Below are 11222 nucleotides of genomic sequence, written 5' to 3' on the forward strand. Positions count from 1 at the left end.
CCCGTGGCCCCGTACACGCCGCGCAGCAGCGCGAGCGTGACCCCGATGACGTATTCCGCCACCGCCCGGGCATTGGCGCCGGTGGCGGGCATGACGCGGATGCCGCGCGCCGCGCAGCCGTCCAGGTCGATGTTGTCCAGCCCCACGCCCAGCCGCCCCACCGCCTTCAGGCGCGGCGCGGGCGGCCAGCAACGCGGGCGTCTACGCGGCTGCGGTTGCGGACGATGAGCGCGTCGGCCTCGCCCGCCGCCGCGAGCAAGGCGCGCGCGACTCCGCCAGGCCGGGGTCGTAGCGCACCTCGAAGCGCTCGCGCAGCGCCTGGACGGCGGGTTCGTCCATGAACTCGGAAATCACGATCAGCATGGCGGCTCCGTTCAGGCGACCTGGATGTTGGCTTCGCGGATGATCCTGGACCAGCGGTCCACCTCCGACTTCAGGTAGGCCGCGAACTCTCCGGGGCCGCGCGGCTGGGGCACGAAGCCGAGCTGGCGCAGCGACTGCTGCATGGCCGGCTGCCGGAGCTGCCGCACGATGGCGTCGCCGACCCGCTCGACAAGCTCCGGCGGCGTGCGCGCGGGCATCATCACGCCGGTGAAGTTCTCGACGATGAGATCGGGCAGCCCCGCCTGCGCCACGGTGGGCACGTCGGGCAGGTCGGCGCTGCGTTCGCGCGTGGTGATGGCCAGCGCGCGCAGCGCGCCGCTCTTCACGTGCGCCAGCGACTCGGGGTAGTTGGAGAACACCACGTCCAGGTGTCCGCCGATGAGATCGGTGAGCGAGGGCGCGCCGCCCTTGTACGGTACGTGCATGAGCTTGAGCCCGGTGAGCTTCTGGTAGAGCGCCAGGGTGAGGTGCGGCGGCGTGCCGTTGCCGCTGGAGCCGGCCGACAGCGACTTGGCCCTGGCGGCGCGCGCCAGGTCTTCCATGCTGCGGATGCCGCTCTTGGCATTGACCACCACCATGATGGGCGAAGACGCCAGGCCGGCCACGGGCGTCAGGTCGCGCAGCAGGTCGTAGCCGGCCTTGCCGGTGAAAAGCGTGGCGTTGGCCGCGTGCGAAAGCGTGATGGCCAGCCAGGTGTAGCCGTCCGGGGCGGCGTGCGAGACGTGGGCCGCCCCGATGTTCGCGCTGCCGCCGGGTTTGTTTTCGACCACCACGTTCCAGCGCTCGGCGTCGCCCAGCGCCTTGCCCACCTGGCGCGCGGCCACGTCGGTCAGGCCGCCGGGAGGAAAGGGCACCACATAATTGATGGGACGGTCCGGCCAGGCGCTTTTCTGCGCCAGCGCGCGCTGCCAGGGCGCCAGGGCGCAGGCGCCGGCGCGCCAGCGCGGCCAGCACCGCGCACCGGGCGGACAGCGGGTGTTGCGGTTGTTCGTGACTCATTTCTCTTCCTCCTTGGGGGGGCGCCCGGGTAGGAATGCATGCGCCCGTACCGCTGGGGCTCGCGCCCGGGTCTGGTGGTGGCGTGGCGGATGGCGGGCCGCGTGGCGCGGCCCACGGTGCTCAAGCGCTTTCGAAGATGCGCGTGAGCACGAACTCGCGGTGGCCCAGGGCCTCGGCCGCCGTCCAGCGGCCGTTGGCGGTGGCCAGCATGCAGGCCAGCAGCTTGTCGCCGGCCTGGTCCAGGTCGATTTCGCGCTGCAGCAGGCCGCTGGTGTCCACGTCGATGTGTTCCGACATGGTGCGCACCGTGCGCGGGTTGGCGCAGATCTTGATGACGGGCAGGATGGGATTGCCGATGACGTTGCCCTGGCCCGTGGGAAAGAAATGCACCGCATATCCCGAGGCCGCGCACAGTGTGACCATCTCGGCCGCGGCCGACGACGAATCCATGAACCACAGCCCCGGCCCGTCGGGCGTCTCGGCCTTGTCCAGCACGCCGTCGACGCGGCACTTCCTGCCGATTTTCTGGATGTTGCCCAGCGCCTTTTCCTCGATGGTGGTGAGGCCGCCGGCGATGTTGCCCTTGGTGGGCTGCGATTCGGAAAGATCGCTGGTCTTCCAGCGGTCGATCATGGCCTGGTAGCGGTTGAACATGAACATGAACCGCTCGCGCACGGCGTCATTGGCGCAGCGCTCGGCCACGATGTGCTCGCGCCGGTGAGTTCCGAGGTTTCGCCGAACACCAGCGTGTTGCCCAGCGCGTAGAGCTTGTCGAAGGCGTTGCCCACCGTGGGGTTGGCGCCGCAGCCCGAGGTGGTGTCGGATTCGCCGCACTTGGTGGAGACCCAGAGTTCGGAAATCGGGCATTCGGTGCGCGAGAGCGCGGTGGCGTAGTGCACATATTCCTTGGCCTGCCGCGAGGCGCGCATGATGGTGTCGTGGTCGCCGTGCAGCTCGATGCTGAAGCCCGATACCGGCTTGCCGGTGGCGGCGATGCCGTCGACCACGCGCCGGGTCCAGCCTTCTTCGATGCCGATGACCACCACGGCGGCCACGTTGGGGTTGCAGCCCGTTCCGATGAGCGTGCGGAAATGCAGCTCCAGGTCTTCGCCGAACTGCAGCCGGCCGTAGGGGTGGGGCAGGGCGAGCGTGCCCTTGATGTTGTTGGCCACGGCCTCGGCCGCGGCGTTGGAGATATCGTCCACGGGCAGCACGATGACGTGGTTGCGCACGCCGACGCGGCCGTTGTCGCGGCGGTAGCCCTGGAAAGTGGTGGAGGCGTTGATGACGGACATGGGGATTCTTCCTTACGGGTGAGGGCTTACCAGCGCTTGGTCTTGATGTTGTGCACGTGGGCGTGCTCGCCCGCCTTGATGGGCGCGACCACGCGGCCGATGTCGGCCCCGTACTTGTAGACCGTGTCGCCCACGGCCATGTCCTTGAGCGCCACCTTGTGGCCGATGGGAATGTCCTGCGCGGCCCGCACGTGGATGATGCGGTCTTCGTCCATGATCCAGGCGTTGAGTTCGGTGCCCGCTGTCAGTCCTTCCACCACGGCGACCGCCACCGTGTCCTTGGCGTCATGCAATACGGCGTGAATCATTGTCTTGGTCTCCTCTTCCGGCGCGTCCGGGCGGACGCGCTGCCGTTGGTCAGGCCATCTTAGGTCGGGCGCATGGGCATGTCAACTAAATCATATAGATGAATTGTATGACTTGAGCGCGACTCGTCCGCGCCGCTACACTGTGCCTTCCCGAACATCGCGAAGCGTCTCAATGAACATCAGCCTTTCGTCGACGTGCCTTTGGGCAGCCCCCTGTATCAGCAGGTCAAGCAGGCGGTGCTGGCCGCGCTGGCGCAGGGAGAATGGAAACAGGGCGAGGCCATCCCGCCGGAAAAGCAGCTTGCCGAGCGGTTCGGCGTGTCCATCGGCACGTTGCGCAAGGCCATCGACGAACTGGCTGCCGAGAACATCCTCGTGCGGCACCAGGGGCGCGGCACCTATGTGGCGGCGCATACGCGCAATCATCATTTCTTCAAGTTCTTCCGCATCCTGCGGCAAGACGGCAGCAAAGCCTATCCGTCGACCGAACTGCTGCGCTTCCGGCGCACGCGCGCCACGGCGCTGGCCCGCGAGAAGCTCAACCTTCCGGCCAGCGCCTATATGTTCGAGTTCACCAACCTGCTCACGCTCAACGGCGACGTGGTGCTGGTGGACGACATCTGCCTGCCCGAGACGCGCTTTCCGGGCATGACGGAAGCCCATCTGCGCGACCGCCCCAGCACGCTGTACGCGCTCTACCAGGACGTGTTCGGCGTGAACGTCATCGCCACCGACGAGCGGCTGCGCACCTGCCTTGCCGACCGCGCCCATGCCCGCTGGCTGGGCGTGGAGGAGGGCGGCGCGCTGCTGGAGATCCGCCGCGTGGCTTACTCCTACAACCGCCAGCCGGTCGAATGGCGCATTTCCCGCGTCAATACCGAGCGCTACGAGTACCTGGGCCACGAGCCCTGGGAAGCGGGCGGCGGAGCGCGGCCATGACGGAGCGGGCGGCCGGGCCCGCGCCGAAGTGCTAGAATCCCCGCTGTCACATCGGCGCCGATTTGCCTGATCCGCTTGCGGGCGCCGCCAATAAATCCAGCTAAAGAGGTCCGAATGACCACTCCTGCCCTGAATCTGGCCGGCGAACCGGCCCACGCCCTTGCTCCCGAACCCGGCTCCGTCGGCCTGGTTTCTCCCACCTTCCTCCGCTTTGACGAACCGCTGCCGCTGGCAAGCGGGCAATCGCTCGCGTCCTACGAACTCGCGGTAGAAACCTATGGCACGCTGAACGCCGAGCGCAGCAACGCCGTGCTGATCTGCCACGCGCTCAACGCCTCGCATCACGTGGCGGGCCGGGCGGCAGGCAACCCGGCCGACGTGGGCTGGTGGGACAACATGGTGGGTCCGGGCAAGCCGGTGGACACCAACGTCTACTTCGTGATCGGCGTCAACAACCTCGGATCGTGCTTCGGCTCCACCGGCCCGGCGTCGATCAATCCGGAAACCGGCAAGCCCTGGGGCGCGGCCTTTCCGGTGCTGACGGTCGAAGACTGGGTGCGCGCGCAGGCCCGCGTGGCCGACCACTTCGGCATCGAGCGCTTTGCCGCCGTCATGGGCGGCTCGCTGGGCGGCATGCAGGCATTGAGCTGGGCCATCACGCTGCCGCGGCGGGTGGCGCATTGCGTGGTGATCGCCAGCACGCCACGCCTGTCGGCGCAGAACATCGGCTTTAACGAGGTGGCGCGGCGCGCCATCATCACCGACCCGGATTTCCACGGCGGCGACTATTACGCGCACGGCGCGGTGCCGCGCCGCGGCCTGTCGGTGGCGCGCATGATCGGCCACATCACGTACCTGTCCGACGACGACATGGCCGAGAAGTTCGGGCGCGCGCAGCGCGCGCCCGCCGAGAACGGCGCGTACCGCTACGGCTATGACGTGGAGTTCGAGGTCGAGTCGTACCTGCGCTACCAGGGCGAGAAGTTCACCCGCTACTTCGACGCCAACACCTATCTGCTCATCACCCGCGCGCTGGACTACTTCGATCCGGCGCGCAACACCGGCGGCGACCTGGCGCGCGCGCTGGCGCCGGCGCAGGCCGATTTCCTGCTGGTGTCGTTTTCCACGGACTGGCGCTTTCCGCCCGAGCGTTCGCGCGAGATCGTCCGCGCCCTGCTCAAGAACGCCCGGCCCGTCACCTACGCAGAAATCGACGCGCCGCACGGCCACGACGCCTTCCTGCTGGACGACGCGCGCTACCACGCGGTGGTGCGCGGCTATTACGAGCGCATCGCCCGCGAGCTGGGGCTCGCCGGCGCGGCCCTGACCGGAGAAAGCCCCGCATGACTTCCGCAACTCTGAGCCCCGCCGCCGGCGCGCTGCGGCCCGACTGGCCCGCATCGACGGCTGGATAGAGCCGGCAGCCGCGTGCTGGACCTGGGCTGCGGCGCGGCGCCCTGCTCGCGCATCTGCGCGACCATCGCCAGGTGCGCGGCGCGGGCGTGGAACTGGACGACGACTGCGTCATCGCCTGCGTGCGGCGCGGCGTCGAGGTCATCCAGCAGAACCTGGAAGACGGGCTGGCGCTCTTCGACGACGCGCAGTTCGACACGGTGGTGCTGTCGCAGACGCTGCAGTCCATGCACCGCACCGAGCACATCCTGCGCGAGATGGCGCGGGTGGCGCGCTACGGCGTGGTGTCGTTTCCCAACTTCGGCTACTGGCCGCACGGCTGGTCCATCCTGCGCGGACGCATGCCCGTCACCGGGCAGATGCCCTACCAGTGGTACAACACGCCGAACATCCACCTGTGCACGCTGCGCGACTTCGAGCGGCTGGCCGCCGACCTGGGTCTGCGCATCCTGGAGCGCGCCACCTTCAACGAGGGGCGCGAGGTGCGCGTGCTCCCGGGCTGGCGCAGCACGCTGGCCGTGTACCGCTTCGCGTCCTGAAGGCGGGCCGGGCCCGGCCCGGCCGCTGCCCTACAATGCCCCAAGCCCGCCGCCCCCGGCCGGGCCACGCATCGGGAGACCGCCATTTCCGCAGTACTGAACGTCTATACGAGTCCGCGCGTCGCGCCCCTGCTGGTGCTGGGTTTCGCCAGCGGGCTGCCGCTGGCCCTGTCGGGCAGCACCTTGCAGGCCTGGGCCACCGTGGAGGGCGTGCCGCTGCAGGAAATCGGTTTCCTCACCCTGGTCGGTTCGGCCTATACCCTCAAGTTCCTCTGGGCGCCTGGTGGACCGCTACGTGCCGCCGGTGCTGGGACGCCGGCGCGGCTGGATGCTGGTGACGCAGGCGCTGCTGGCGTTGACCATCATGGTGATGGGGCTGCTGTCGCCGTCGGAGGCGCTCAAGCCGCTGGCCCTGCTGGGGCTGCTGGTGGCCTTCCTGTCGGCCACGCAGGACATCGCCTTCGATGCATACTGCACCGACGTCCTGCACAAGGAAGAGCGCGGCGCCGGGGCGGCGGTCAAGGTGTTGGGCTACCGGCTGGCGATGATCGTCTCCGGGGGGCTGGCCTTCATCCTGGCCGACAGCGGCCTGCATTGGGGCGAGCACGTGCTCGTGCCGCCGCTGGGCTGGGGCCGCACCTACGTGTTGATGGGCGTGTTCATGCTGCTGTGCGCGCTGGCGACGCTGGCCGCGCCGGAGCCCGACCACGTGGCGCTGGCGCCGCGCCGCCTGCGCGAAGCGGTGGTGGAGCCGCTGTCGGAGTTCTTCAGCCGGCGCGGCGCGCTGGCGGTGCTGCTGCTCATCGTGCTGTACAAACTGGGCGACGCTTTCGCGGGCGCGCTGTCCACCACCTTCCTGCTGCGCGGCGCCGGCTATACGCCGACCGAGGTGGGGGCGGTGAACAAGGTCATGGGCATCGCGGCCACCATTGTGGGCGCGCTGGCCGGGGGCGCCGTCATGGCGCGCTGGAGCCTGTACCGTTCGCTGATGTGCTTCGGGGTGCTGCAGGGCGTGTCGAACCTGGCGTACTGGCTGATCGCCGTCAGCCCCCGCAACCTGTGGCTGATGGCCGCCGGCGTGGGGCTGGAGAACCTCTGCGGCGGCCTGGGCACGGCCGCCTTCGTGGGCCTGCTGATGGCGCTGTGCCGGCAGCGTTTCTCGGCCACGCAGTTCGCGCTGCTGTCGGGGCTATCGGCCGTGGGCCGCACGTACCTGGCCGGGCCGCTCACGCCGCCGCTGGTGCAGGAGCTGGGCTGGCCCGGCTTCTTCCTGGTGACGGTGGCGATCGCCGTGCCCGGCCTGCTGCTGCTGCACGCCTTGCGCGGGCGCATCGAAGCCATGGTGCGCGAGGGCGAGGACTGAGCCCCGCCCCGTGCGTGGCGCGGTCCGCCGCGGCTACTCTTCGGTGGTGAGCCGCACGATCAGCACGTCGCTGGGCAGCGATTCGAGCAGGCGCTCGGCCACGCTGCCGATCGCCGTGCGCAGGATGCCCGTGCGGCCGTGCGTGCCCGTCACCACCAGGTCGGAGCGGTGGGTGAACGAATACTCCGAGAGCACGGTTTCGGGCTGGCCGCATTCGAGCACCACCTTGGGCGCCGGCTTGCCGGACAGCTCGGGCGTGGCGGCGAGGAACGCGTGCGACTCCTGCTCGGCCGCCTTGTGGAAGCTGCGCACCACGGCTTCTTCCGGGGCGCGCTTGCCGTGGAACGGCACGTCGTAGGCATGGAACAGGGTCAGGTCGGCGTTGGGCACCAGGTCCAGCGCCGCGCGCAGGGCCTCGCGCGAGCCTTCCGAGAAGTCGGTGGCGACCAGCACGTCGCGGTACGGCTTGCGCGGCCGCGTCTTGACGATGAGCACCGGCTGGCTCGCCTTGCGCACCAGTTTCTCGACCGTGGTGCCCAGCAGCAGGCGGCCCAGCGTTTCGTCGCGCGCGATGCCGGTCACGATGAGCGAACAGCCGTAGCTGTCGGCGGTGGCCATGATCTGCGCGAGCGGATCGCCGGACACCACCACCACTTCGGTGCGCACCTTGGCGCCGGCCAGGTCTTCGGCCAGCTCGCGCTCGGCCAGGGCCTTGTGGTCAGGAGACAGGCGGCGCCAGACAGGCGTGGTGAGGCGGGCGGTCTGCCCTTGCGCTTCCATGACGTGCAGCACGATCAGGGGGCGATCCAGTTCTTGCGCCAGTTGCAGCGCCCGGTCCAGGGCGCGGTCGCCGCGCGAGCTGAGATCCGTGGCCAGCAGAATGGGGCCAGGTTGCTTAGACATGCTTTTCTCCCGTATTGAGGACCGGTTCGCGGCTCCCGCAATCCACGGACCGGCATTGCCGCCCTTGCGGGCACATGCCCATTGTCGCGCCGCGGTGCGCGTCCGGGCTTGACTGATATCAATGCATTTCCGAGCGTAAGGGATGCGGCCAAAGCAGGCAACGTCCGCTTGTGCGAAGTCTGCCGCCGCTTCAATACAATGGCGTTTGCGCAGAATCCGTCCCGGCCATGTTTTTCTCCACCATCTCCCCGCTATTGCTGCACAGCCTGTACCTGGTCGCGATCGTGGCCGAAGCCATGACGGCCGCCCTGTCGGCGGGGCGCCGCGACATGGACTGGCTGGGCGTGTGCGCCATTGCCTGCGTTACCGCCCTGGGGGGCGGTTCCGTGCGCGACGTGCTGCTGGGCCACTACCCGCTCACCTGGATCGTGCACCCCGAATATCTCTGGATGACGGCCGGGGCGGCCCTGCTCACGGCGCTCATCGCGCCGGTCATGCGGCGCCTGCGCAGCGTGTTCCTGCTGGCCGACGCGCTGGGCCTGGTGGCGTTCACCGTCATCGGCTGCCAGGTGGCCCAGCAGATGCAGCTTTCCGTCACGGTGGTGCTCATCAGCGGCATGATTACGGGCTGCGCGGGCGGCGTGCTGCGTGACGTGCTCTGCAACGAGGTGCCGCTGCTGTTCCGCAAGGAACTGTACGCCAGCGTCTCCGCCGCCACGGGCGCGCTGTATCTCGGGGGCCAGGCGCTGGGCCTGTCGGCCAACGCAGCGGTGCCGCTGGCGCTGGCCGCCGGCCTGGCGTTCCGCCTGCTGGCGCTGCGGTTCAACTGGCAGATGCCCAAGTTCGTTTATCGCGACGACTGGGATTGACGCCGCCCACCGCGCGGCAACCCGCCGATGAAACATTTTTATCATTCATGTTTCAATAGTTTTCTAGTATCGTCACGTTGTCGCAACACGCATCGCAGTACAAGGGGAGCCGATTGGACCTCAAAGCGCCCGCCACGATTCCACCCGCCACGATTCCGTATTTCCTCCAGGAACAGATTCGTGACCTGATCGTGGATGGCACCATCCGGCCCGGGCAGCCGCTGCGGGAACAAGAGCTCGAACAACGCTTCGGCACCAGCCGCAGCCCGATCCGCGAAGCCTTGCGCTTGCTGGAGCTCAGCGGCCTGGTCACCCATGTGCAGCGCAAGGGCTTTCGCGTCACGCTGTATTCGGAAGTCCAGATTCGCCACTTGTACGAGCTGCGCGCCGAGCTGGAGGCCTATTGCCTGCGCCAGGTTGCCTCTCTGCCGGACCTGGGCCCGCTGCTGGACCAGCTACGCCGCCTGGATGCGGCGCGCGACGATGCCTTCGCCCGGCGGGACATACGCGCCTATCTGGCCGCGCTGCGCGATTTCTATCTCGTGGGCGCGCGCCACACCGGCAACGCGCCCCTGCGCGACGTGCTGGCTAAGCTCTACGAGCAGGTGGAGCCGCTGCGCTACATGCTGGCGCGGCGCATCTTCGAATCGGGCGTCAAGCCGGATCTCACCGAAGGCGTCGCCGATGCCCTGGAGCGCGGCGACTTCGACCACGCCGCGCAATTGGCGCGCGGCCACGTGCTGACTGCCTTGCCCGGCATTCTGGAAGCCTACCGCGATACCCTGGCGCAGGACGCGCAGGCGCAGCCGCGTCTGCCGCGCTGATCCGCGCCGGGGCTTATCCCGCTTTCGGCCGGCTCCCCTGGCCGGGCGTGCGCACTTCGATGCCCGCATCTTCGAGCGCGCGGCGGATGCCGCTGGCGAAGACCAGCGCGTTGGGCTGGTCGCCATGGATGCAGAGCGTGTCCGCCTGCACCGCCACGTCCTTGCCGCCCACCGAGCGCACCTTGCCCTCGCGCACCATGCGCACCACCTGGGCCACGGCCTGTTCCACGTCTTCGATCATGGCGTCCGGGCGCGTGCGCGGAGTGAGCGAGCCGTCGTCCTGGTAAGTGCGGTCGGCGAAGACTTCGCTGGCGGCCGTCAGGCCGAGCTTGCGCGCCGCGTCGATGAGACGGCTGCCTGCCAGACCGTACAGGATGAGCGTCGCATCCACGTCCTTGACCGCCTGGCAGATGGCCTCGGCCAGCGGCGCGTCCTTGGCGGCCATGTTGTAGAGCGCGCCGTGCGCCTTGACGTGATGCAGGCGGGCGCCCTGCGAGGCGGCCACGCCGGCCAGCGCGCCGATCTGGTAGACCACGATGTCGTAGGCTTCCTGGGGGCTGATCTGCATGACGCGGCGGCCGAATCCGGCCAGGTCCTGCAGGCTGGGATGGGCGCCCGGCGCCACGCCGTGCCCGAGCGCGGCGGCCAGGGTCTTGCGCATGGTGGCGGGGTCGCCGCCGTGAAAGCCACAGGCGATGTTGGCCGAGCTGACGTAGGCCAGCACTTCGGCGTCGTTGCCCATTTTCCAGGCGCCGTAGCTTTCGCCCATGTCGCAGTTCAGGTCGATACTTGCATTCATGAGGACTCTCCGTCGTTGAGCAGGGCGCGCAGGGGGGCCAGCGCCTCGTGCAATTGCGCGAAAGCGCGTTCCCGCGCGGCGTCCAGCCGTTGCGCCTCTTCGAGCGGAATGGGCTCGAAGCGCAGGGCGTGCCCTGGCGCGCATTGCGCGAGTAGGGGCAGGTCCACCGTGGCGATCTGCGCGATCTTGGGGTAGCCGCCGGTGGTCTGGCGGTCGGCCATGAGAATGATGGCCTCGCCGCCGGCCGGCACCTGTACCGTGCCGAAGCACGCGGCTTCCGACAGCATCTGGCGCGGCGCATCCATGGCGAGCGCCGGGCCGGTGAGCCGGTACCCCATGCGGTCGGACTGCGGGCTGATGCGGAACTCGGCTTCGGCGAAGGCGCGCCGCGACGCGGCGGAGAACTCGTTCCAGTGGCGGCCGGGCAGGAAGCGGATGCCGGCGCGCGTGCGGCCGCCCAGGGCCGACGGCAGGTAGACACGCAGGTTCCACAGGGCCTGGGCCAGCGCGTCCAGGTCGGCGCCGGGCCGCAGCGGCCTGGCCAGCGGCACCTGGTCGCCCTTGGCGAGCGCGCGTCCATGGAAGCC

The 11222-nt window shown here is 69.1% G+C and carries 9 protein-coding genes, 5 pseudogenes and 1 riboswitch; of the genes and pseudogenes, 6 read left to right on the plus strand and 8 right to left on the minus strand.

Features of this window, described 5'->3' with window-relative positions:
• The 5 genes and pseudogenes from AD428_RS29560 to AD428_RS15495 form a co-directional block, all read right to left on the minus strand.
• A pseudogene (locus AD428_RS29560) lies at window positions 1-161 on the minus strand (3-phosphoglycerate dehydrogenase); the annotation flags it as partial.
• A gap of 40 nt (window positions 162-201) precedes the next feature.
• A complete protein-coding gene (locus AD428_RS29565) occupies window positions 202-363 on the minus strand; it encodes a hypothetical protein (RefSeq protein WP_369798767.1) in 162 nt (53 codons plus the stop codon).
• An 11-nt stretch (window positions 364-374) separates the two neighbouring features.
• A complete protein-coding gene (locus AD428_RS15485) occupies window positions 375-1238 on the minus strand; it encodes a Bug family tripartite tricarboxylate transporter substrate binding protein (protein ID WP_235490445.1) in 864 nt (287 codons plus the stop codon).
• A 265-nt stretch (window positions 1239-1503) separates the two neighbouring features.
• Window positions 1504-2678, minus strand: a pseudogene (locus AD428_RS15490) (UxaA family hydrolase).
• Between the two features lie 26 nt (window positions 2679-2704).
• Window positions 2705-2986, minus strand: coding sequence for a UxaA family hydrolase (locus AD428_RS15495; protein ID WP_053245768.1), 282 nt, complete (start codon window positions 2984-2986; stop codon window positions 2705-2707).
• Between the two features lie 195 nt (window positions 2987-3181).
• On the opposite strand from AD428_RS15495, the gene AD428_RS15500 reads away from it, so the two are divergent.
• The 4 genes and pseudogenes from AD428_RS15500 to AD428_RS15515 all read left to right on the plus strand — a co-directional run bounded on the left by AD428_RS15500 (window position 3182) and on the right by AD428_RS15515 (window position 7240).
• Window positions 3182-3925: a GntR family transcriptional regulator gene (locus tag AD428_RS15500; protein WP_235490449.1), complete on the plus strand. Its 744-nt coding sequence runs from the start codon at window positions 3182-3184 to the stop codon at window positions 3923-3925.
• Window positions 3926-3969: 44 nt separating this feature from the next.
• Window positions 3970-4050: riboswitch (SAM riboswitch) on the plus strand.
• Window positions 4040-5272 carry a homoserine O-succinyltransferase MetX gene (gene metX, locus AD428_RS15505; RefSeq protein WP_053245769.1) on the plus strand — a complete coding sequence of 411 codons (1233 nt, stop codon included), beginning with the start codon at window positions 4040-4042 and terminating at the stop codon, window positions 5270-5272. (Overlaps the previous riboswitch by 11 nt.)
• Window positions 5269-5877: pseudogene (gene metW, locus AD428_RS15510) on the plus strand (methionine biosynthesis protein MetW). The gene metX and the pseudogene metW overlap by 4 nt, the downstream one beginning before the upstream one ends.
• A gap of 84 nt (window positions 5878-5961) precedes the next feature.
• Window positions 5962-7240, plus strand: a pseudogene (locus AD428_RS15515) (muropeptide transporter).
• Between the two features lie 33 nt (window positions 7241-7273).
• On the opposite strand, the gene AD428_RS15520 reads toward AD428_RS15515, so the two are convergent.
• Window positions 7274-8143: a universal stress protein gene (locus tag AD428_RS15520; RefSeq protein ID WP_053245770.1), complete on the minus strand. Its 870-nt coding sequence runs from the start codon at window positions 8141-8143 to the stop codon at window positions 7274-7276.
• Between the two features lie 227 nt (window positions 8144-8370).
• On the opposite strand from AD428_RS15520, the gene AD428_RS15525 reads away from it, so the two are divergent.
• Both AD428_RS15525 and AD428_RS15530 read left to right on the plus strand, forming a co-directional pair.
• Window positions 8371-9012 (plus strand): trimeric intracellular cation channel family protein, encoded by a 642-nt coding sequence (locus tag AD428_RS15525; protein ID WP_053245771.1) that lies wholly within the window; start codon window positions 8371-8373, stop codon window positions 9010-9012.
• Between the two features lie 113 nt (window positions 9013-9125).
• Window positions 9126-9836, plus strand: a complete 711-nt coding sequence (locus AD428_RS15530) for a GntR family transcriptional regulator (RefSeq protein ID WP_053245772.1) — start codon at window positions 9126-9128, stop codon at window positions 9834-9836.
• Between the two features lie 13 nt (window positions 9837-9849).
• On the opposite strand, the gene AD428_RS15535 is transcribed toward AD428_RS15530, so the two are convergent.
• Both AD428_RS15535 and AD428_RS15540 read right to left on the minus strand, forming a co-directional pair.
• Window positions 9850-10635 carry a LamB/YcsF family protein gene (locus tag AD428_RS15535; RefSeq protein WP_053245773.1) on the minus strand — a complete coding sequence of 262 codons (786 nt, stop codon included), beginning with the start codon at window positions 10633-10635 and terminating at the stop codon, window positions 9850-9852.
• A pseudogene (locus tag AD428_RS15540) lies at window positions 10632-11222 on the minus strand (biotin-dependent carboxyltransferase family protein); the annotation flags it as partial. The gene AD428_RS15535 and the pseudogene AD428_RS15540, both read right to left, overlap by 4 nt.

The organism is Achromobacter sp. DMS1, assembly GCF_001270295.1.

Bases quoted from the DNA above. Each gene is read 5' to 3' on its own strand.
- AD428_RS15520 (WP_053245770.1), bottom strand. From the start codon at position 8,143: ATGTCTAAGCAACCTGGCCCCATTCTGCTGGCCACGGATCTCAGCTCG.
- AD428_RS15495 (WP_053245768.1), bottom strand. From the start codon at position 2,986: ATGATTCACGCCGTATTGCATGACGCCAAGGACACGGTGGCGGTCGCC.
- metX (WP_053245769.1), top strand. From the start codon at position 4,040: ATGACCACTCCTGCCCTGAATCTGGCCGGCGAACCGGCCCACGCCCTT.
- AD428_RS29565 (WP_369798767.1), bottom strand. From the start codon at position 363: ATGCTGATCGTGATTTCCGAGTTCATGGACGAACCCGCCGTCCAGGCG.
- AD428_RS15535 (WP_053245773.1), bottom strand. From the start codon at position 10,635: ATGAATGCAAGTATCGACCTGAACTGCGACATGGGCGAAAGCTACGGC.
- AD428_RS15525 (WP_053245771.1), top strand. From the start codon at position 8,371: ATGTTTTTCTCCACCATCTCCCCGCTATTGCTGCACAGCCTGTACCTG.